The organism is Christiangramia sp. 3-2217-3z, from assembly GCF_051195275.1.
Taxonomy (GTDB): Bacteria; Bacteroidota; Bacteroidia; order Flavobacteriales; family Flavobacteriaceae; genus Christiangramia; species Christiangramia marina.
In genome coordinates, this window is sequence record NZ_JBNJLI010000001.1 from 305,239 (window position 1) to 327,669 (window position 22,431).

A 22,431-nucleotide genomic window follows, 5' to 3' on the forward strand; every position below is an offset into this window, starting at 1 on the left:
CAAATGAAAAGATCAAGTTAAATTAAGTGTTCCATTTGATGTTACAACCAATCGATGGCTTTTGATCTTTATTGACCTTACGATTATTCAACACCGCATCCATCGCTTCCCTGATGTCTCTTCCGTTGGAATGCAGACCATTATTTGGTCTGCTGTCATCCAGTTGCCCACGATATATCAATTTAAGTTCAGCGTCAAAAAGGAAAAAATCTGGAGTGCAGGCTGCCTGGTATTTTCTTGCGATCTCCTGAGTGCCATCGAATAAATAAGGAAATGAATATTGATTTTTCGATGCAACTTCTGTCATCAGGTCTGGATGATCTTCCGGGTAACTTTCGGGATCATTACTACTTATACCCGCGAAGCCAAAGCCAAGTTGCCTGTATTCATTCGCGAGTCTCACAATTTCCCCGTTAATATGTTTTACAAAAGGACAGTGATTTGAAAGAAACATGATAAGTGTTCCTTTTTCGCCTTTGATATTTTTTAGATCCAGCAGATGTCCGGTTCGGGTATCCATCAGTTTAAAGTCTGGAGCATCGCTTCCAAGCGGAAGCATTTTGGAGGATGTAAGTGACATCTTTTTCTTTAAAATTAATTATTAATGCTCAATATTCTCTATTTTTCCATCTTTAAATTCTGAATATGATAAGTGAAATTAGCTGGGAGGATTTCGAGAAAGTTGATATGCGAGTAGGAACAATTCTGGAAGCTGAGGAACTTCCGAAGGCTAGAAAGCCGGCCTATAAGATGCTGATAGATTTTGGAGAAGAAATTGGTACGAAGCGAACATCTGCACAGATCACCAGGCGGTACACGATAGAAGAACTTCCCGGTAGACAGGTGATCGCCGTAGTCAATTTCCCGGTAAAAAGAATTGCCGGTTTTAAAAGCGAATGTCTGGTGATGGGAGTGGTAAGTGATGAAACTGATGTTGTATTGCTCTCACCAGATCAAAAAGTACCAAATGGACTCAGGATCGCTTAATTCTGGGCTTCCTTAAACTTTTTATGTTGATCGAGTAATTTACGAATATCCTTATTGTGTCCATAAAGCACCATGATATCGTCTTTATATAATTTGGTATCTGCATGCACAATTCCCTGTACGGTGTTTCTTTCAGTTGGAGTTCCAAGCTCGTTTTTACCTACAGAAACATTCATGGTCGTAAGTATAAGAATATTGAATTCTCCCTTGATGTCCAGTTCCTTTACAGTTTTGTCGTGATACTCTTCAGGTATTTTAGTCTCAACAATGCTAAAATTACTGTCCAGTTCAAAACTATCTACCACACCTTCAAGATTTAATCTTTGTGCCCAGCGGTGAGCAGTTTCTTCTTCAGGATGAATAATTTCTGTAATACCCATCGTTTGCAATACCGTTCGCTGTAGTGGATCTATCGCGCGGCTTATAATTCTTTTCACCTTCATTTGCTTCATAAGCGCGGCTGCCATGATATTGGCACCTTTATCTTCTCCAATCCCAACGATCACCACGTCGCAATCCTTTAGTGGTAAATTCTTAACGGCTTCCATATCTGTTGCATCCAGACTAATAGCATGAGTAATTTTCTCCTTCATGCTTTCAACCTTGCTCATACTAATATCCACACCAATAACTTCGTTGCCCATTTCTGCAAGCTGTTCTGCAATGGACGATCCAAAGTTTCCAAGACCAATTACGATATATTTCATGTGTTAGTTTATTAAAATTTCATCTGTAGGCACTCTGTAATTAAGGTGTTTAGCCTTCCGAAGCATAGCAATTAAAAGGGTGAGCATGCTAACTCTTCCTATAAACATCGTAAATATAAGAACGATCTTAGACGAAGATGAAAGGCTGGAAGTAATTCCTGTGGAAAGTCCCACGGTACTATAAGCCGAAAATGCTTCAAATGCAATATCTATGATCGCTATATCTTTTTCGAAGATCGTCATCAGGAATATAGCGATGCTAATCACCATAAGTGAAAGCGATATAATCGCAAATGCCCGGCGAATAGAATTACTTGATACTTCTCTTTTGTACACCTCGATGCGATCCTTGCCTTTTCCAAGACTAACAAAATTTAAGGCGGCAATGGCGATAGTGCTCGTCTTTATTCCACCACCCGTAGATGCAGGAGAGGCTCCAATCCACATGAGCATAAAAATAAGCATAAGCGTACTTACATTTAATGCCTGCATGTCTACAGTATTAAAACCGGCTGTACGCGGCGTAGCAGCTCCAAAGAATGCAGTGACGATTTTCCCAAACCAGTTATGTTCCGCCAAAGTGTTGTTATATTCTAAAATATAGAAACCTAAAGTTCCCACGCTTAAGAGGATTATCGTGGTAACAATGACGATTCGTGTATTGAGATTGATCACCCATGGCGAGTAAGGTAAAGGCCGTTTATTATTGAGCTTAAGCAGTAGATTTGAAAATGTATATTTGAGATATTTATAAATATTCAGAACTATAGGAAAACCAATCCCTCCAAGAATGAATAATACGGCAATTACCAGATGCAGCGGATAATTAAATCTGAAAATTGGTTCATAAAGACTGTTTTCAAGCGTGGAGAATCCTGCATTACAAAAGCCACTTATCGCGTGAAATAACGAAAAGAATATGCGGTCACTAATCTGGCTCAATTCATTTTCGCTTAAGCTGAAATATATAAAAACAGCTCCCAGCAATTCAGTAATAAAAGTGATGGAAAGAATTTTCTTAAGTACGCTGAAAACTTCACCTATACGTTCTGAATTGGTAGCATCTTTGAGTAAAAGCTGATTCTCGAAACTGGTCTGTCCACGAAAAAAGTAGCTAAAATAACTGGCAAAGGTCATGACCCCGAGTCCGCCCAACTGCATCAAGAGTAAAAGGATAGACTGTCCAAAAGTGGTGAAATACGAACCAGTATCTACAACGATAAGACCGGTCACGCAAACTGCGCTGGTAGAAGTGAAAAGTGCATCCAGAAGTCCGATTCCTTCATGTGTGGCTTTAGGTAGCATCAGCAAACCAGTGCCAACTAATATAATTCCCAGGAAACTGCTAATAAATAGCTGAGCCGGATTTAAGTATGCTTTATTAAACCTGAAATTGATGGTGGCAAGCTCCCGTATAAAGTAAACGAGCGATGCGAAATACATGTAAGCCATCTTATTGAGGAATTGCAAACCCGGAAAATTCTCCATAAGAACATCCGTCTTCACAATGCTTAGCAGGAGAATAAGCGTTCCAAGGATTGCGTCGAGGATCCGTATTTTTGCAGGAACCTTAACCTTTAGAACAAAATACCTACACAGGATCGCAGCGATCCCAATCAATAAGACTACATAATAAAAGCTATTTAATTGTGCTTCCTGAAGATCTTCCTGTTTAAATCCTAGATCATATAGAGTTACAAGCAATGCAATGCAACTGGCGAAAAAGGAGAGCCTGTTGAGGTAACTCAAAAACCTCTCATTTCTCAACCATGATTTAAATCCGGAGAATTTCAATAACTGGAATTTATAAGCATGAAATTTAAGTGATAGAGAATAGGTCCAATAAGTTTGAGATTATAGGAGCTATTGTTCCTTAACAAACCGGTACAAAGTTATGTAACCGACTATATAAGATTGCTAAAATTTACCCAAACTATCGGTTACATTTCTGTTCCGAAGAAGATAGCATTCATGAGTAATTTATTAGTACCGTACCAGAATGCTCTAAAGTTTGTGTTGTCTGTAAAGAGCATCACTTCCCCGCGGCCAAGTCTGTCATATTTAAACGGAACCGTTCCGGCAAGAGAATCCAGGTTTGGTTTGCTTATATATCCACTCAGTAAGGGATTTTCAGTATATCGAATCGGGTTCTTATAGCTCTGCTTATCGGCTTCCATAAAAATCGTGGTGTTTCTGAAGAGCGCGATTTTATCTCTATTGTATCCAAAAGCGATTGGATGAGTTCTGTCCAGATCTGCTTCAAAGATCGCTCCACCAATTACTTGTGCGCCACGGAAGTCACCACGTTCTCCAAAACTGACATCCTTTGCAGTATTCTCTGTTTTTTTAGTCTCAAAATCAATGAAATCATTATTTTTTAGCCAGTTTACAGCACTTCTAAAGCCTATGATGGTTCCTCCGTTTTTAGTCCAATCCTTCAGCTGATTAGCAACTCCATCGTTCAATCCACCACCCCAGGCACTTGGAACGATAATATCGGTATACCTGCTCAGGTCACTTCCGGAGAGATCTTTAAGATCGAGTTTGGTAATTTTCATGTCGTAACGCTGATCGAACAAATGCCAGATCTCACCGGCATCATAGGAAGATATGGATCCACCAACCAGAATGGCAACCTGTTGGTGTTCGATTGCCCTAAACTGGTTACTTCCAGGATTAATTCCGCCGGTCATTCCGGTTGGAATTCCCTTAATGGCTATATGGCTTGCTTCTGAAACTTCAGTCATGAAATTATAAAGCTCATCCTGCTCTAATTTTTGATTCTGGACAGGAATCATGATCGTTCCTGTAGCGAATTCATTGCCTTCAAAGGTAAATGCTTCCATGGAAACTTTAGCGCGAAGACCTTTCTCCAGGATCATATTCAGAGCTTTTGGAGCAAGGTAATTTTGCCAGTCTAGCAAATACGCATAAGAACTTTTATCAGGTTGTTCTGGTGTAGGTATTTCCAGTTCCTGGATCTTCTGTCCGGCATTTTTCATCGCAACATCTTCAGAAAAGTCAAGATTGAACGCTAAGGGGAATGTCCATGCAGATATATCGTAGAACAGGCTATCCTGAAACTCAATTCTTCGTTCAAACATCGCCTTTAATAGTCGGTGTTGCCTTTGATTCTTTGGTACTACATAGGAATTTCCTTTTTTGAATTTTAAGCCCGCTTCCATAAAATCTTTATCCACTTTGTGAACTTCTATCTGGTGACGCTTCAAAATTTTTGCAAGTTCATAAGCCTTGATAGGATCATGTTCACTACCAAAAGCATAGGCACCGCTTGATGCACTATTCCGGGATTCTTTAAAGAAATTACGCTGATAGTTTAATAATTTTTCACGCATATTTTCAGCAGCTTTTAAAGTTGAAAGTGCCGCTGTGAACTGGTTGCGAATCGTAAATGGAAATGTAAGGATACCATTATCAGTTTCCTGAGCGTGACCCCGAGAACTTCCCTGCTCGAAAAGAATTCCTATACTTCCATTAATATCTGGGAAAGTAGAGCCTTTTCCGTAGTAGAAATCATCGTAATTTTCTTCGGTGTAATACAGAGATCCAATTTCATCGAAAGCCTGAGCATGATAAGTTCCAATTTCTTTAGTCAGATCCTGGTTTAGCTGTGGAGTAAGCGGGTGCGTACGTGAAGGAATCCCGGGTTGAAAGAAGAAAGAAGAATTTGATCCCATCTCATGATGATCTGTTAGAACATTGGGATACCAGTCATGAAATGTTTTGATCCTTGCCTGGGACTCCGGTAACTGCACAGGTAGCCAGTCACGATTCATATCGAACCAGTAATGATTGGTTCTTCCGCCCGGCCATATCTCGCTGTATTCTCTGTCCTGAGGATCTGGATTGATGTTTTTACTCTTATTAGTATTTGCCCAGTAGGCGAAACGTTGAAGCCCATCTGGATTGAAAGCGGGATCTAAGAGAATTACTGTATTTTTTAAAGTTTCTTCGATTTCGGGACCTTCAGCTGCGGCGAGGTAATAGGCGTAGAGAAGGGCAGCATTGGATCCACTGGCTTCGTTTCCGTGGATGGAGAATCCCTGGTTGATCACAACGGGCATGTTCGACAGATCTTCCGAAGAATTTTCAGAGACTAACCCAATATGTCTTATTCTAATATCTTCAAGATTAGCAATATTTTCTTCCGAAGAGACAGTGAGCAAGATCAATGGCCGACCTTCATAAGTAGTTCCACGATTTTCAATTTTTAGTCGGGGAGAGGCCGCTGCCAGGGTATGCATATACGAAACTAGACGATCATGACTAACATGCCATTCACCGGGTATAAATCCAATGCTTTCTTCAGGAGTAGGAATGGATTCATTGTAAGAAATATCAGCCGGTAAATAATAGCTCATAGACAGATCATCCTGCTGAGCGAAGCTGATCTGAAATACTAGAAAAAGAGAAAAAAATAAAAGTTTACGCATTGGTTTATTTTTGAAAAGCCCTAATATAAAAAAACCGTCCTGATAGGGACGGTTTATATAGTGTATAGACGTTTTGTCTAGATATCATCAAAACTTACATCTGTAAATTTCTCTGCTGCCGGAGACGCTGTTTGCTCAACTGGCTGCTCATCATATTCTTTCTTGAAATCTTTCTGGTGACGTTCGCTGATCACTTCCTCACCTTTTTCATTAACGATAAAGTCCGTCATTTCCTCAAGGATCTCTCTAAATCCATCAAAATCTTCTTTATAAAGGTAGATCTTGTGTTTTTTGTAGTAGAAAGAACCATCGTCGTTCGTGAACTTCTTGCTTTCAGTAATTGTAAGATAGTAATCATCTGCACGGGTACTTCTAACATCGAAAAAATAAGTTCTTCTTCCTGCTCTTAAAACTTTAGAGAATATTTCCTCTTTCTCCATCATTCCCTTGTCGCTCATAAAATAGATTCTTTAATGGTTGTTATTAACGAGCTCAAAAATCTAAAAATTTTTAACATCTAGCAAAAAATTTTCACATTTCTTTTTCATTTAGCTGTTTTGCGTAGAGTTCTTTGTAGTATCCTTCAGTAGTAATTAGTTGCTCATGACTGCCTTCCTGTACTACCAGTCCGTCTTCGAGGATAATGATCCTGTCGGCATTTTTAGCTGAAGAAATTCTGTGACTTACGATGATCGTGGTTTTCTCCTTTGTGATTTCGAAGAGATTATTGAGTATTTCCTCTTCAGTTTCAGTATCAACTGCAGATAAGCAATCGTCGAATAAGAGAATTTCGGGGTCATGTATAATTGCTCTCGCAATAGATACCCGTTGCTTTTGTCCGCCAGAAAGTGTGATTCCGCGTTCACCAAGAACTGTGTCGTAACCTTTACTGAAGCCTTCAATATTCTTGTGTACAGAAGCATTTTTCGCCGCTGTAATAATTTCTTCTTCGGAAGCATCTGTTTTTCCGAATTTGATATTATTTCTAATACTGTCACTAAACAGGAAAGCATCCTGTGGTACATAACCAATATTTTCCCGAAGACTTTCCAGGTTCACCGTATCTATTTTGCGACCATCGATCAATAATTCACCCTCATCAATATCGTAAAGACGACCAATTAATTCAAGAATGGTTGATTTTCCAGAACCAGTCTTTCCAATCACCGCCAGTGTTTCCCCTTTTTCCACCTTAAAGCTTACGTTCTTAAGTGCGGTAATATTAGTATCATCGTAAGTAAAGCTCACATTCTTAAATTCAATACTACCGTTGATCGCATCCTGTTCGGTCTTGGGATTGGTAATTTCAGGTTTCTCACTAAGAAATTCATTGATACGTTCCTGAGATGCTTCCGCCTGCTGAACCAGGGAGGTTACCCATCCAATGGCTGCAACCGGCCAGGTAAGCATATTCACATAAAGTATGAATTCTACCAGTACGTCGATATTCTCGATCTTTCCGGAAATTATCTGTCTTCCTCCAATATAAATCACGATAATATTACTGATCCCAATTAAAAGGATCATAAGCGGGAAGAAAAATGCCTGTACTTTTACCAGGTCAATATTCTTATCTCTACTACCATTAGAGAGCTCTGTAAAGTTTTTGTTGGTTTGAGGTTCAAGACCATAGGATTTTATAACAGCGATCCCGCTGAAACTTTCCTGGGTGAACGTATTAAGTTTTGAAAGATATTGCTGGACAACGGTACTTCTTTTGTGAATGGCAACACTTAATTTGTAAATGGAAAATGCCAGAATGGGTAAAGGAATTACTGTGTACAATGTTAGCAAAGGAGCGGCCTGAATCATGAAGATCAAAACCACAACTGTAGAGGTAAATGTGGTGACACTGTACATGATGGCCGGACCCAAATAAAGTCTGACCTTTGAAACATCCTCGCTAATCCTGTTCATGAGATCCCCGGTCCTGTTCTTCTTGTAAAAATTCAGGGAAAGATCCTGGTAGTGACGGTAAACTTCGTTTTTGAGATCATATTCAATATGTCTGGAAACCACAATAAAAGTTTGTCGCATTAGAAAAGTAAGAAATGCAGATATAAGAGTAGTTCCTACTATAAGGAGGATATTGTAAAGAAGTTCATCTTTGAGGACAGAGACATTGGTCACTTCGCCATTAATGTATTGTTCTATAATGACTGTACTTTTACCAATTAAAGGGATGTAGTAGATCCCAAAAATTCTGGCGGCAATCGTAATAACCAATCCAATAAGTAGTTTCCATTTGTATTTGTAGAAATATTTATTGAGATGCTGAAGATTTTTCATTCAGTGAGATTCTATAAAGTTGAGGATTCTGTAATTTAACACGTTTAGAATCCATGCTTTTTAAATAATTATTATTTTTGCGGCGGATTTTTGATCAAATTCAAAATCTGAATAATTTAAAAATCAACAAATTATGCAAGTTGACGTTCTAAATGCAAATGAACTAAAAAAAGCTGCTCCGGTTTTTGGACAGGTGTCTTTTGACGAACACGAACAAATCGTTTTTTGCAACGACAAAGATACAGGTTTAAAGGCAATAATTGGTATCCATAATACGGTTTTAGGACCAGCTCTGGGAGGAACCAGAATGTGGAATTATACCAGTGAATGGGAGGCTGTAAATGATGTATTGCGTCTTTCTCGTGGTATGACCTTTAAGAGTGCGATCACCGGTCTAAATCTTGGTGGTGGGAAAGCTGTTATTATAGGTGATGCTAAAACAGATAAAACTCCGGCGCTAATGAAGCGTTTTGGAGAATTTGTACATTCTTTAGGTGGTAAATACATTACTGCAGAGGATGTAGGTATGGAAACTTCAGATATGGATACCGTACGTGAAGTAACACCTTATGTAACCGGGATCTCAGAATCCCAGGGTGGAGCAGGGAATCCTTCTCCAATTACTGCCTATGGTGTATTTATGGGGATCAAAGCTTCAGCTAAGTTCAAGTATGGATCAGATGATCTTGAAGGTAAAAAAGTTCTGGTTCAGGGAATTGGTCATGTTGGAGAAACCCTGGTAGAATATTTAACCGGAGATGGAGCTGAAGTTTATATCACAGATATTAACGAGGACAGACTTGCAGAAGTAAGTAAGAAATACGGAGCTCATATATTTACAGATAGAGATATTTACTCTGCTGAAGTAGATATTTATGCACCTTGTGCACTTGGAGCGACCATTAACGATGATACCATAGACAGATTGAAGGTTGATATCATCGCCGGAGCTGCGAACAATCAACTTGCAGATGAGGTTGCTCACGGGCAAATCCTTCAGAACAGAGGTATCGTCTATGCGCCAGATTTCCTTATTAACGCAGGTGGGATCATTAATGTGTATGCTGAATTGGAAAATTACGACAAGCAGGAGATCATGCGCAAGACGGAGAATATCTACAATACCACTTTGAGAATTCTTGAAAAAGCTTCTAAAGACGATATCACTACGCACTTTGCAGCTTTGCAAATAGCGAAGCAACGTATTGCCGATAGAAAAAAACAGAATTTAAATTAGTCAGTTCTAATTTATTAATATTTTTGCAGGGCGAAAGCGAAAAGCTTTCGCCCTTTCTAATTCCTAAAAAGTTCTTTTACAATTATGTTGACAAGAAGACATATCAGGGTTAAAGTAATGCAGTCACTGTATGCATTTAACCAAAGCCAGAATGACAACCTTGCCACAGAAGAGAAATTCCTGCTGAAAAGTATGCAGGAAATGTACGACCTATTTCTGCTTCAGTTAAGTTTGATCACCGAGATAAGAGAACATGCTGAAGTGTACCTGGAGAAATCCCAGCAAAAGCACCTTGCCACTAACGAGGAAAAAGATCCCAATAGAAAATTTATCGATAACCAGATCTTCCAGATCCTGAATGAAAACGAAAGTATTCAGAAGGCATTAGAAGACCACAAGATCAATCACTGGAAACAGGATGATGAATATGTAGCGATCATCTGGAATGAGATTAGAAACAGCGAACTGTATTTAGAATATATGAATACTCGTGAAGGAAGTTTCAAGGATGATAAAGAGCTTATTATCCAGATTTTTAAGGAGATCATTGCTCCTAACGAGAAATTATACGATTACCTTGAAGATAAAAAGTTGACCTGGGTAGATGATCTTCCGTTAGTAAATACCGCCGCCCTTAAATTTCTTCAGAAGTTAAAAGAATCCACCGGTAGAGAAAAGCAGATCGCTCGTTTGTTCAAGAACGATGAGGATAGAGAGTTTGCCTTAAAATTATTCCAGAAAACCTATCTAAATGACGAGGACCTTTCCGAAGAAATGCTGGGGAAAACTCCAAACTGGGATAAAGACAGGATTGCTGAAGTAGATATGGTGCTTATAAAAATGGCCATCTGCGAGTTTTTAAAATTTAGCAGTATCCCTGTAAAGGTTACCATTAATGAATACCTGGAGATCGCAAAGGAGTATAGTACTCCAAAAAGTAGCATTTTCATTAATGGTGTACTGGACAAACTTTCCAAGGAATACCAGACAGAAGGCAAGCTAAATAAAATGGGCAGGGGCCTGATGTAGTAAAGAATTTTTAGTATTTTTACCCATTAGAAATTAAACAAAATAACTTCGTCATGAAAAGAACAATTTTGATGTTTGCAGCTGCAGGGGCTATGCTGTTTACCGGATGTAAAGACAATGCCTCAGACAAGGTAAAAGCAGAGAACGTAGAAGCTTCAGCTGAACGTGATGCACAGGCGACTGTTTATCCTGAAATCTCTTTCGAAGAAACTGAATTTGATTTCGGAAACATAGCTAAGGGAACAAACGTTGAGCACGTATTCAAATTCACTAACACTGGAAAAGCTCCTTTAGTGATCACCAATGCTTCAAGTTCTTGTGGATGTACGGTACCAACTTATCCTAAGAATGAAACTATCCAACCAGGTGAATCTGGAGAGATGTTAGTGAAATTCAATGGTTCTGGTAATGGACAGGTAACTAAGACTGTAACAGTATCTGCAAATACTGAAGCTGGAAAAGAACAATTAAAGATCAAAGCTTTTGTAGAAGCTGCGGAAACAGAAACAGCTAGCTAAAAGCATTTATGGATCAATTAACCCAGTTTGCACCGATTATATTGATGTTTGTGGTGGTGTATTTTTTTATGATACGCCCACAAATGAAGAAAGCAAAACAGGAAAAAACATTTGCCGCTGAACTTAAAAAAGGAGATCGTATTATTACTAAAAGTGGTATGCACGGTAAGATTATTGACTTCAGTGAAAAGAATAATTCGGTAATTATTGAAACAGGCGCCGGTAAGATTACTTTTGATCGTTCATCCATTTCAATGGAAATGAGTCAGAAACTGAATGCTCCGGTTGTAGAGAAGAAATAATCTTCGAAGACATATTATTAAACGAAAAAGCAGCTCATTGAGCTGCTTTTTTATTTTATATAGCGGTCGTAAAATCCTATTCCCTTTAAAATTAGAGGTTCGATCTTTTTGATCCTGTTTGTTCGAGTTGCTTGTTTTTTGGCTTCATCAATAAATTGAGCGTATTCCTTTTGATTACCAAAGCTTAGATCCTGAAATGCTCTTTGTAGCACTTTATTACCATTTATAATATAGCTTCAAGTTCTTCAGGTATTTCAAGCGACTTTGGTTTCACTTTTAATTCCAAACCCGCTTTCTGGTTGGCTATTGCTTCTTCTATATAAGAAATAATTGCATCCTTACTAATTCTATCATTTGGCTCAAACCTGATCTGCCTCAAGGACTTTGTCTTGCCTTCCTGAGCATTGACCAGCAGCGCTGTGTTCTTTTTAAGAAATACGCCGTGGAAGAACCAGATGGCCAAATGGTTTTTAAAAGCACTAAGGCCTATGAGATTTTTGCTATCCAGGCTATATACCGGTGCTCACCATTTGATGGAAGCTGTCAATTCGGTTTGTTCCATTAACCCTACAAGCTGCCTGAGTTGTACATCCCAATCGGCATGAAGGAGTACATATTCTTCAATGGAAGGTATCTTCTTACTCCAATCTTTTATTCGTATTTCTTAGCCGTAAGTTCCGCAAGTTTTACGATCACTTCCGCAGCTTTTTGCATACTCTCTACCGGGACATATTCATATTTACCATGGAAATTGTGACCACCAGCAAAGATGTTTGGGCAGGGAAGTCCCATAAAGCTCAGTTGAGCACCATCTGTCCCGCCACGAATTGGTTTGATAATAGGTTCGATGTCCACCGCTTTCATCGCATCACGGGCCAGGTCTACAATATGCATTACCGGTTCTACCTTTTCTCGCATATTCCGGTATTGGTCAGTGATTTCAACAGTAATCAGATCCCGGTCATATTGTGAGCAGATCTCACTGGCCAGATCCTGCATCATTTCTTTACGCGCCTGGAAGTGCCCCAGGTCATGATCTCTTATAATGTATTCCAGAATAGTTTCCTCCACATCTCCATTTATACTGCTTAGATGAAAGAAACCCTGCCTGTCTTCAGTATGCTCGGGGGTTTCCATTCTTGGTAGGGAATTGATAAAATCCTGAGCGATATACATGCTGTTCACCATTTTATCTTTGGCATAACCAGGATGTACGCTTTTGCCTTCCACTTTTACAACTGCGCGAGCTGCATTAAAATTCTCGTATTCCAGTTCTCCAATCTGGCTACCATCCATCGTATAAGCCCATTCTGCTCCAAACTTTTCTACATCAAATTTATGTGCTCCACGACCAATTTCTTCATCTGGCGTAAAACAAACTCTTATTTTTCCATGCGGAATTTCAGGATTATTAACCAGGTATTCCATAGCGGTCATGATCTCTGTGATCCCTGCTTTATCATCTGCGCCTAGAAGGGTTGTGCCATCTGTAGTGATAATCGTTTTGCCTTTATATTGTAATAGGTCGTCAAAGTATTCCGGAGAGAGAATGATATTTCTCTCTTTATTTAGAACAATGTCCTTACCGTCATAGTTTTCGATGATCTGCGGATTCACGTTAGTACCGGAAAAATCTGGAGTTGTATCAAAATGCGAAACAAAACCGATTACAGGAACTTCGTGTGGAACATTTGCAGGCAGACTTGCCATAACATAGGCATGCTCATCTATGGTTACATCCTGCATTCCAATAACCTTCAATTCATCTACAAGCTTATTCGCCAGGTCCCATTGCTTCATGGTGCTGGGCGTCGAAGTACTTTCAGGATCACTTTGTGTATCTATCCTTACGTAGCTTAGAAATCTGTCTATGATATGTTGTTTATTGGTCATGAAGTATAGCTTTTGCTCAAAAATACATATATAGCGTAGCGCGCCAAAACCTTTTAAGTTTTCATATAGATTTTGCTGAAATCCTGCTATTTTTGCATAAACCTACCTAGATGTATAAGTCACTTATAAGACCAGCGCTTTTCAAGTACGATCCAGAGCAGATTCATTATTTCACCTTTAATTTTCTTCGGAAATTTTGCAAGATCCCCGGAGCATTAGCCTTTCTAAGATCAAGATTTAATATTTCTGATAAACGTCTGGAACGGGAAGTCTTTGGACTGAAGTTTAAAAACCCTGTAGGTCTGGCCGCAGGTTTTGATAAAGATGCAAAGCTTTACAAAGAACTTTCAGCTTTAGGTTTTGGTTTCGTAGAAGTAGGAACTGTAACACCAAAGCCCCAGTCAGGGAATGAGAAAACCAGGTTATTCAGGTTACCCGAAGATTCAGCCATTATAAACCGTATGGGTTTCAATAATGAAGGAGTGGAGCAGATGGTTGCCAGATTAAAGGAAAATACAAACGTGCTTATTGGTGGTAATATTGGAAAGAACAAGCTTACTCCCAATGATAAAGCGGTAGATGATTATGTTTATTCTTTTGAAGCACTCTTTGATTATGTAGATTATTTTGTGGTGAATGTTAGCTCACCAAATACTCCGAACTTAAGGGAACTTCAGGATAAAGATCCACTAAAATTACTACTGAACACTCTTCAGAAGAAAAACGAACTTAAAAATAAGTCGAAGCCTATTTTATTAAAGATCGCACCAGATCTTACAGACGAGCAACTTTTGGATATCATTGAGATCGTTCAGGAAACCAGAATCGCCGGGGTGATCGCTACTAATACTACAATTTCGCGTGAAGGACTGCAGTCTGAGAACAAAAGCGAAATGGGCGGACTTAGTGGAAAACCTCTCACAAAAAGGGCTACACAAGTGATACGTTTTCTTTCTGAAAAAAGCGGTCGTTCTTTTCCTATAATCGGGGTTGGTGGAATACATTCTGCAGAAGATGCTGTTGAAAAACTGGAAGCCGGAGCAAGCTTGGTTCAGCTATACACAGGCTTTATTTATGAAGGTCCTCAGCTAATAAAAGATATCAATAAGAAGATTCTGCAGAAAGGATTATAGTTAAGATGCTCGAACAACTAATTCCTTTTCTTACCGCTTCCATACTACTTACATTTTCTCCCGGACCGGATATCATCTATGTATTGGTAAGATCGATCGCATACGGAGCGAAACAGGGTGTCGCTACGGCGTTCGGCCTTGTTTCTGGAATAATTATTCATACTAGCCTGGTAGCTTTTGGAGTTTCGGCGATCATCCGGCAGTCTGATACTACTTTTCTCATCATCAAAATACTCGGAGCTTTGTATTTACTATACCTCGCTTACCAGGTATACAGGTCTAATCCTGAAATTGCCTTTTCTTCGGAAGGAATTAGACATAAAAGTCTGTTGTCATTATTTCGACAGGGATTTATCATGAACGTCCTGAATCCAAAAGTTGGAATCTTTTTCCTGGCATTCTTTCCTGGATTTCTATGGGAACCTGATGGCAATACCGTCTGGCAGTTTTATGTACTTGGATTTGTATTCATGTTACAGGCACTGGTCATTTTCTGTCTGGTGGCTTTTGCCGCAAACAGGATATCTGGCTGGGTAAGATCATATCCTTCTTCTGGAATATTTCTTAAATGGTTACAGGTCGTCATTTTTATTCTTATAGCGATTCTAATTCTTATCTAATTATAGAATCCTTAGCTATCCTGGGAATAATTGATTCTGAAATTTCAGATTATCAATGAAACTATATTCTTTTTAAATTTTCTTTAAAATACTATCTTTGACCATATGGCTCAAGTGAAACTAATCGAGTGTCCCCGCGATGCGATGCAGGGAATTAAAGAATTCATTCCTACAGAGAAAAAGGCGCAGTATATTCAGTCACTTTTAAGGTGTGGATTCGATACTATCGACTTTGGAAGTTTTGTTTCACCCAAGGCTATCCCGCAAATGCAGGATACGGCAGATCTGCTTTCCAGATTAGATCTTTCAAAAACCCAATCCAAATTACTTGCTATCGTTGCTAATACTCGCGGAGCTCAGGATGCCTCTGTTTTTGAGGAAATAGATTACTTAGGTTATCCTTTCTCAATTTCTGAAAATTTTCAAATGCGGAATACCCACAAAACCATTGCAGAATCTGTAGAGGTATTGCAGGAGATCCTGGACATTGCCAATGGTTCAAATAAAGAAGTGGTTGCTTACCTGAGCATGGGATTTGGCAATCCTTATGGAGATCCATGGAACGTAGAAATCGTTGGAGAATGGACAGAAAAACTGGCGGGAATGGGAGTGAAGATTCTAAGTCTATCAGATACGGTTGGAACATCTTCGCCAGATATCATTGAATATTTGTTTTCAAACCTAATTCCCAAATACCCTGAGGTAGAATTTGGTGCGCATCTGCATACGACTCCATCGAAGTGGCATGAAAAGATCGACGCTGCTTATAAGGCAGGATGTAGAAGATTTGATGGCGCTATTCAGGGATTTGGTGGTTGCCCTATGGCTAAAGATGAGCTAACGGGGAATATGCCTTCAGAAAAAATGCTCTCTTATTTTAACGCAGCCAAAGCAGATCATAACATTAAAATGACAAGTTTCGAGTCATCCTACAACGAGGCTTCAAAGATCTTCAACGCCTATCATTAATAGCGTTTATCGAAATGAATACAGGTATTTAGAAAACCTATTTAAAATTAATCTAAATAAATTTGCGGTAATTATAAGCTCATATTATATTTGCGCTGGAATTAGTTATTTTAAACCGGTCTAAATAAAACTATATGAAAAAGCTGTTCGTTTCAGCCTTTGTTGCAGCCCTAACTTTAAGCTCTTGTTCATCTGATGATGACTCTGATATCCTAAACGAAAAAAATATTGAAGTCCCAGTTTCTTATGAATTTACAAGAAACGGAGCTTCTACCGTTAATTTTGAAGGCCAGACTACCAGGTTACAGATGTCTGCGGAAATCCTTTCAAACTTTACCGATTTTGACAACGCTTCAGAAGAAATGTTGCTGAATATGTTTGCGAATGAGAATTCACCTTTCGCGAATGCAGATCTTAATGCTTCCAGTAAAAGTATCAAATCCAAAGTAGCAGCTTCAAACCTGTACTTTGCTACCAATAATGTAGAAGCCAGTGAGATCAAAGCTGATTTTGAATCCTGGATTACCGAGCAAATGACTACTGTTAAAGCAAATAAAGATGTGCTTGCAGAAGCAGGTCAGGCAGGACAGATCGCTCAGGGAACGCTTGTAAGATACGTGAATGGAAAAGGTCTGGAATTAAATCAGGCATTTGCCAAGTCGCTAATTGGTGGTCTTCTGGCAGATCAAATTCTTAATAACTACCTGTCTCAGCCAGTTCTTGACGAAGCCGATAACAGGTTGAACAACGATGATGAGCTACCGGAAGAAGGTGAAAATTACACGACGATGGAACATAAGTGGGATGAAGCTTATGGTTACTTATATGGTGATCCATCAATTCCAGCTTCTAATCCAAATTCTATCCTGAATGAAAGCGATGATAGATTATTGTTCAGCTATTTAGGACAGGTTGATGAAGATGAAGATTTCACCGGATTGGCTGAAGAAACTTTTGAAGCCTTTAAAACTGGTAGAGCAGCAATCGTTGCAGGGAATTATATAGTACGTGATGAGCAGGTTGCTATTATTCGTGAGAATATTTCCAAAACGATCGCGGTAAGAGCAGTGTACTATTTGCAGGATGGTAAGAACCTTCTTGCGAATGGTGAGTTTGGCGCAGCATTCCATGCCTTATCTGAAGGTTATGGTTTCCTTTATAGCTTAAGATTTACCAATGATCCTATGACAAACATGCCTTATGTAAGCGTGTCTGATATCAACAATTTTAAAGATCAATTATTAAGCGGGAATGGTTTCTGGGAAGTAAGTCCTGATACTCTGGATAGTATTTCAGAAAAGATCGCTGCAGAATTTGATTTTAGTGTAGCTGAAGCTGCAGAATAATAATTTGCCGGAGTCCTGTGCTCCGGTTTTTCAATTAAACGATATGATTAAATTTTCAAGACTATTCATTGTATTTGCACTGATCTTCGCGGCTTGTTCTTCTGAAGATGACGGCACCGAGACAGGTGGGGAAACTGGAGGAACAGATTCTTTTGATCGTGGCGCAATGCTGGTAAACTGGGCAGATAATATCATTGTCCCTGCTTACAATAATATGGCTACCAAGACTCAGAATGTTGAAACCGCAGCCACTGCTTTTACCTCAGCTCCAGATGCTGCAGGTTTGCAGCAACTTCGTGAGGCTTATGTAGATGCATACAAGAGCTTCCAATCGGTTTCTATGTTCCAGGTTGGAAAGGCAGAGGAAATTAACTATCGTAGTTATCTAAATACCTATCCGGCTAATACTTCAAATATCGATTCTAAAATAAGTTCAGGTTCTTTCAATCTGGAATTACCATCCAGTTTTGCAGAACAGGGACTGCCAGCTTTGGATTACCTTTTATTCGGTATGGGAACTTCGGAAGAAACCGTGGCCCTATATAGCTCTAATGAGAATTACCGTACTTATTTAAATGCTGTAGCCTCAAGAATGAATGCTCTTACTACTGAAGTTTCAAATTCCTGGAATGGAGATTACAGAGATACTTTTGTAAGTAATACTTCATCATCAAGTACAGGTTCTGTAGATAAATTTACGAATGACTATGTAATGTACTTCGAGAAGATTCTTAGATCTGGAAAGATAGGATTTCCGGCAGGTGCATTTACAGGGACTGCGTCTCCTTCGAATGTAGAAGCGCGTTTCAATTCTGAGATTTCAAGAGAACTTTACCTGGAAGCGTTACAGAGCTTCGAAGACTTTTTCTACGGAAGACATTTTTCAGGAAACGGAACTGGAAGTAGTTACAAACAATACCTGGAGTATCTGGATAGTATGAAAGAAGGATCAGATCTGGCTAGTTTAATTGAAAACCAGTTAGATGCCATTCAATCTCAAAGTTCATCTCTGGAATCGAATTTGAAATCACAGGTAGAAAAAGATAACACTAAAATGCTGGAAGCTTATGACGAATTACAGAAGGCTGTGATTCTTCTAAAAGTTGACATGATGCAGGCATTATCCATTAGTGTGGATTATGTAGATTCAGATGGAGATTAATATCTGAATGCTGTTTTCTGCAAATAAATATCTAAAAAAGTATACGGAAGCTGCCCCTTTGGCAGCTTTTCGTTTATTTTTTGGTTTGATGATGTTTGCCAGTATCGTGCGTTTCTGGGCTAACGGCTGGATCGAGAAACTCTACATTGCCCCGAAATTTTTTTTCTCTTATTATGGATTTGAATGGGTACAGCCAATAGGTGAGTATACCTATTTTATATTTATCATCTGCGGACTTTCTTCCCTGGCTGTCGCAGCAGGTTTCAAATACCGACTTTCAATCATTTTGTTTTTCCTGAGTTTCACCTACATCGAGCTTATGGATAAAACAACTTATTTGAACCATTATTACTTTATTAGCATCCTGAGCTTTTTGATGATCTTTCTACCAGCGAATGTGTATTTTTCTATAGATGCCTGGAGAGATAGAAAGAAATCCTTTCAAAAAGTACCGGCCTGGTGCGTGGATTCTTTAAAACTGCTTCTGGCCATCGTATATTTCTATGCGGGACTGGCAAAACTAAATTCAGATTGGTTGTTAAGAGCCATGCCTTTGAAAATCTGGCTACCCTCCAAATACGATCTGCCGTGGCTGGGAGATCTCATGCAGCAGGAATGGTTGCATTACGCCTTTAGCTGGAGCGGAATGCTGTACGATCTCTTTATTCCATTTTTACTACTGTGGCGTCGTACACGATTTACAGCTTTTGTCATGGTGATCATTTTTCATGTTCTCACCCGTGTACTTTTCCCTATTGGAATGTTCCCTTACATCATGATCGTAAGCGCTTTGATATTTTTTAGTCCGAAGCTACACCACAGAATCCTGAATTTTATTGCTGAAATATTTAAGATCAATAAATCAAGATTCGATACTTCTGAAGTATACCAGTTTCCTGATATTACCGGCAAGATCGTGAGAACTGTCGTCGTAATATTCTTTACAATTCAGCTTTTACTACCGTGGAGATATTTAGCATACCCGGGAGAATTATTCTGGACTGAAGAAGGTTTTAGATTTAGCTGGAGGGTGATGCTTATGGAAAAAGCTGGTTACGCTCAATTTAAGATAGTAGATGCTGAAACCGGAAATCGCTTTTACGTAAATAATTCAGATTTTCTTACCCCTTTTCAGGAGAAGCAAATGTCTTTTCAGCCAGACTTTATTTTGCAATACGCGAAATTTCTTGAAGATCATTTCAGCAAAGATGGTCATCAAAACATAGAGATTTACGTAGAGAACTACGTGGCCCTTAACGGCAGAAAGAGTGCGCCTTACATCGATCCTGATGTAAATTTGCTTAATTTTGCCGACTCGTTTGAACACAAAGAATTCATATTACCATTCCAGGATGAAATTAAAGGTCTTTAGTATCATATTCTTGTTTACTTCACTGGCTCAGGCCCAATTCACGGTAAGTGGAACGGTTACTTCAGTAGAAGACGGCTCACCTATTGCTAATGCTGAAGTATGGAACAAAACAGTTTCAGAAATGGTCCTTACCAATGAAGATGGTGTTTTCAGCATAGAGAATCTTCAGCAGGGTAATTACGAATTTGCAGTTTTCAGTTTTGAATATGCGATCGCAGATAAAGAGATCTTTATCAATGCAGATACTCGAGTGAATTTTGAGCTTGCAAAACTTTCCAACAATCTTAGTGAAGTAATGATCACTAATCGCAGGGAAGAGATTTTCGCCCTACGAAAACTGCGTAAGGTTGAAGGAACTGCAATTTATGCAGGTAAGAAAAGTGAAGTGGTTCTGCTTGATAAAACAGTAGGAAACCTGGCGGCGAATAATGCCAGGCAGATCTATAACCAGGTTGTAGGACTAAATATCTATGATAATGGCGATGCAGGTTTGCAATTAAATATTGGAGGTCGCGGGCTTGATCCCAACCGAACCCAGAATTTTAATACCAGGCAAAACGGTTACGATATTTCTGCCGATGTTTTAGGATATCCTGAAAGCTACTATACACCGCCGGCAGAAGCTCTCAAAGAAATTCAGGTGGTTCGTGGAGCTGCTTCTTTGCAATACGGGACGCAGTTTGGTGGAATGATCAATTTCAAATTCAAGGAACCTGTAAAGGATAAGAAAATAGAACTGATTTCCAGGCAGAGTGTTGGTTCATATAACCTTTTTACCAGTTTCAACAGCCTTAGTGGGACTGTGGGAAAATTAAGTTACTATACTTATTTTCATTATAAGGGTGGCGAAGGTTTCCGTCCTAACTCTGGTTATGATTCCAGGAATGTGTTCGCACATCTTGGTTACCAGCTTAGTGATCGCACCAATATTAGTTTTGAGTATACTTACCTGGACTACCTGGCACAACAACCAGGAGGGCTTTCAGATTTTCAATTCTATGAAGATCCGGATTTCAGCAATCGGGAGAGAAACTGGTTCGATGTTAACTGGAATCTTTATGCATTCAAACTCCAACACAAACTTACAGACAGAACAGATGTTAGTGTAAATTTCTTCGGACTAGATGCCACAAGAAAAGCGCTCGGATTTAGAGTGGATAGAGTTTCCCAGGTAGACGATCTCGATGCACCAAGAGAATTGCTGGTAGATAATTTTTCGAACTGGGGAATCGAAACGAGGTTATTAACAAGGTACGATCTGCTTAATGATCAGTCAGTATTTTTAATTGGAGCAAAGTATTATGATGCCAATAATGACCAGAGACAAGGACCTGGCTCCAATGCGACCGGTCCCGATTTCTCATTTGCAGATACAACATATCCAGATTACGCGAGACAGGCTGAGTTTAACTTCCCTAATAAGAACCTTGCAATTTTTGGAGAAAACATTTTTAATATTTCTGAAAGATTATCGGTTACACCAGGCTTTAGATTTGAATATATAAATACGGCTTCTGAAGGCTCTTACAAAAATATTATTCTGGATCTGGCCGGAAATCCACTTCAGAATGAAACTGTAGAAGATAGTCGTGATTTCGAGCGATCTTTTGTCTTACTTGGTGTTGGTTCCAGTTATTCCCTGAATCCTAAGAACGAACTCTACGCAAATATCTCCCAGAATTATAGGTCTGTTACCTTTAATGACATAAGGGTTGTAAATCCCAATCTGGTCATTGATCCTGAAATTACCGATGAAGAAGGTTTCACTGCAGATATAGGTGTGCGCGGTAGACTGGCCGATAAGGTTTCTTACGATGTTAGCATTTTTGGATTAAGATATAATGACAGAATAGGGGTTGTAGATGTCGCTACAGCTACAGATTATTACCGATATAAATCCAATATTGGCGATGCCTTTATATACGGACTGGAAACATTCGCTGATTGGGATCTAAAGAATACTTTCTTTGAAACTTCGGAAGATCATAAGCTCAACTATTTTGTAAATACTGCCTTTACAAGTTCTGAATATGTGGATTCTAATGAGATCAACGTAGAAGGAAATGAAGTTGAATTTATTCCGAAGGTAAACCTGAAAACCGGTCTTAATTTTGGCTATAAAAACTTCCTCGCAGGTCTGCAATACACCTATTTATCTGAACAGTTCTCAGACGCTACAAATGCTCCTCAGGATGTGGATGACAGAATTAACGGAATTCGAGGTTCCATTCCATCTTATGGAATTATGGATGTATCGGCCAGCTATACACTTGGCAAATTTAAGCTGGAAGCCGGGATTAATAACCTGTTGGATAATAGTTACTTTACACGTAGGGCCACAGGATATCCTGGGCCCGGGATCATTCCTGCGCAACCGCTTACCTGGTACTCAAGTCTGCAAATTAAATTATAG

21 protein-coding genes are annotated in these 22,431 nt (G+C 39.2%); 12 read left to right on the forward strand and 9 right to left on the reverse strand.

Going from position 1 to position 22,431, the window contains the following annotated elements; all coding sequences use genetic code 11:
• Positions 1-22: 22 nt before the first annotated feature.
• On the reverse strand, positions 23-580 hold the full coding sequence (locus tag ACSHZO_RS01450; RefSeq protein WP_295179362.1) for a thioredoxin family protein: 558 nt from the start codon (positions 578-580) through the stop codon (positions 23-25).
• A 65-nt stretch (positions 581-645) separates the two neighbouring features.
• Between ACSHZO_RS01450 and ACSHZO_RS01455 the strand changes: the two genes are divergently transcribed.
• The gene (locus ACSHZO_RS01455) at positions 646-987 is read left to right on the forward strand and encodes a tRNA-binding protein (RefSeq protein WP_295179360.1); all 342 of its coding nucleotides are present in this window, start codon (positions 646-648) and stop codon (positions 985-987) included.
• On the opposite strand, the gene ACSHZO_RS01460 is transcribed toward ACSHZO_RS01455, so the two are convergent.
• The 5 genes from ACSHZO_RS01460 to ACSHZO_RS01480 all read right to left on the reverse strand — a co-directional run bounded on the left by ACSHZO_RS01460 (position 984) and on the right by ACSHZO_RS01480 (position 8,437).
• Complete coding sequence (locus tag ACSHZO_RS01460; RefSeq protein ID WP_298246337.1) at positions 984-1,694, reverse strand: potassium channel family protein; 711 nt, start codon at positions 1,692-1,694, stop codon at positions 984-986. The two genes, ACSHZO_RS01455 and ACSHZO_RS01460, sit on opposite strands and share 4 nt — an antisense overlap.
• Positions 1,695-1,697: 3 nt before the next feature.
• Positions 1,698-3,488: a TrkH family potassium uptake protein gene (locus ACSHZO_RS01465; protein WP_298246338.1), complete on the reverse strand. Its 1,791-nt coding sequence runs from the start codon at positions 3,486-3,488 to the stop codon at positions 1,698-1,700.
• A gap of 146 nt (positions 3,489-3,634) precedes the next feature.
• Positions 3,635-6,148 (reverse strand): M14 family metallopeptidase, encoded by a 2,514-nt coding sequence (locus ACSHZO_RS01470; RefSeq protein ID WP_298246339.1) that lies wholly within the window; start codon positions 6,146-6,148, stop codon positions 3,635-3,637.
• A gap of 77 nt (positions 6,149-6,225) precedes the next feature.
• On the reverse strand, positions 6,226-6,606 hold the full coding sequence (locus ACSHZO_RS01475) for a PUR family DNA/RNA-binding protein (RefSeq protein ID WP_295179352.1): 381 nt from the start codon (positions 6,604-6,606) through the stop codon (positions 6,226-6,228).
• A gap of 73 nt (positions 6,607-6,679) precedes the next feature.
• Positions 6,680-8,437, reverse strand: coding sequence for an ABC transporter ATP-binding protein (locus tag ACSHZO_RS01480; RefSeq protein WP_298246340.1), 1,758 nt, complete (start codon positions 8,435-8,437; stop codon positions 6,680-6,682).
• Positions 8,438-8,570: 133 nt separating this feature from the next.
• Between ACSHZO_RS01480 and ACSHZO_RS01485 the strand changes: the two genes are divergently transcribed.
• From ACSHZO_RS01485 to yajC, 4 genes are all read left to right on the forward strand, one after another.
• Positions 8,571-9,674, forward strand: a complete 1,104-nt coding sequence (locus ACSHZO_RS01485) for a Glu/Leu/Phe/Val family dehydrogenase (RefSeq protein WP_295179349.1) — start codon at positions 8,571-8,573, stop codon at positions 9,672-9,674.
• A gap of 84 nt (positions 9,675-9,758) precedes the next feature.
• The gene (gene nusB, locus ACSHZO_RS01490) at positions 9,759-10,703 is read left to right on the forward strand and encodes a transcription antitermination factor NusB (protein ID WP_298246341.1); all 945 of its coding nucleotides are present in this window, start codon (positions 9,759-9,761) and stop codon (positions 10,701-10,703) included.
• A 53-nt stretch (positions 10,704-10,756) separates the two neighbouring features.
• Positions 10,757-11,221 (forward strand): DUF1573 domain-containing protein, encoded by a 465-nt coding sequence (locus ACSHZO_RS01495; RefSeq protein ID WP_295179344.1) that lies wholly within the window; start codon positions 10,757-10,759, stop codon positions 11,219-11,221.
• An 8-nt stretch (positions 11,222-11,229) separates the two neighbouring features.
• Entirely contained in the window at positions 11,230-11,523 is a 294-nt protein-coding gene (gene yajC / locus ACSHZO_RS01500) for a preprotein translocase subunit YajC (RefSeq protein ID WP_295179343.1), read from the forward strand.
• A 50-nt stretch (positions 11,524-11,573) separates the two neighbouring features.
• On the opposite strand, the gene ACSHZO_RS01505 is transcribed toward yajC, so the two are convergent.
• The 3 genes from ACSHZO_RS01505 to pepT all read right to left on the reverse strand — a co-directional run bounded on the left by ACSHZO_RS01505 (position 11,574) and on the right by pepT (position 13,416).
• A complete protein-coding gene (locus ACSHZO_RS01505; protein WP_298246342.1) occupies positions 11,574-11,735 on the reverse strand; it encodes a YdeI/OmpD-associated family protein in 162 nt (53 codons plus the stop codon).
• Between the two features lie 11 nt (positions 11,736-11,746).
• Positions 11,747-11,986, reverse strand: coding sequence for a DUF1801 domain-containing protein (locus ACSHZO_RS01510; protein WP_298246343.1), 240 nt, complete (start codon positions 11,984-11,986; stop codon positions 11,747-11,749).
• Positions 11,987-12,174: 188 nt separating this feature from the next.
• Complete coding sequence (gene pepT, locus ACSHZO_RS01515) at positions 12,175-13,416, reverse strand: peptidase T (RefSeq protein ID WP_298246344.1); 1,242 nt, start codon at positions 13,414-13,416, stop codon at positions 12,175-12,177.
• Positions 13,417-13,526: 110 nt separating this feature from the next.
• On the opposite strand from pepT, the gene ACSHZO_RS01520 reads away from it, so the two are divergent.
• The 7 genes from ACSHZO_RS01520 (at position 13,527) to ACSHZO_RS01550 (ending at position 22,431) form a co-directional block, all read left to right on the forward strand.
• Positions 13,527-14,549, forward strand: coding sequence for a quinone-dependent dihydroorotate dehydrogenase (locus ACSHZO_RS01520; protein ID WP_298246345.1), 1,023 nt, complete (start codon positions 13,527-13,529; stop codon positions 14,547-14,549).
• A 5-nt stretch (positions 14,550-14,554) separates the two neighbouring features.
• The gene (locus ACSHZO_RS01525) at positions 14,555-15,169 is read left to right on the forward strand and encodes a LysE family translocator (RefSeq protein ID WP_298246346.1); all 615 of its coding nucleotides are present in this window, start codon (positions 14,555-14,557) and stop codon (positions 15,167-15,169) included.
• A 105-nt stretch (positions 15,170-15,274) separates the two neighbouring features.
• Positions 15,275-16,138: a hydroxymethylglutaryl-CoA lyase gene (locus ACSHZO_RS01530; RefSeq protein WP_298246347.1), complete on the forward strand. Its 864-nt coding sequence runs from the start codon at positions 15,275-15,277 to the stop codon at positions 16,136-16,138.
• A gap of 134 nt (positions 16,139-16,272) precedes the next feature.
• Positions 16,273-17,484, forward strand: a complete 1,212-nt coding sequence (locus ACSHZO_RS01535) for a DUF4856 domain-containing protein (RefSeq protein WP_298246348.1) — start codon at positions 16,273-16,275, stop codon at positions 17,482-17,484.
• A gap of 43 nt (positions 17,485-17,527) precedes the next feature.
• Complete coding sequence (locus tag ACSHZO_RS01540) at positions 17,528-18,646, forward strand: imelysin family protein (protein WP_298246349.1); 1,119 nt, start codon at positions 17,528-17,530, stop codon at positions 18,644-18,646.
• A gap of 7 nt (positions 18,647-18,653) precedes the next feature.
• Positions 18,654-20,018 carry an HTTM domain-containing protein gene (locus ACSHZO_RS01545; RefSeq protein WP_298246350.1) on the forward strand — a complete coding sequence of 455 codons (1,365 nt, stop codon included), beginning with the start codon at positions 18,654-18,656 and terminating at the stop codon, positions 20,016-20,018.
• Positions 19,999-22,431: a TonB-dependent receptor domain-containing protein gene (locus ACSHZO_RS01550; RefSeq protein ID WP_298246351.1), complete on the forward strand. Its 2,433-nt coding sequence runs from the start codon at positions 19,999-20,001 to the stop codon at positions 22,429-22,431. Before ACSHZO_RS01545 ends, ACSHZO_RS01550 begins: the two co-directional genes overlap by 20 nt.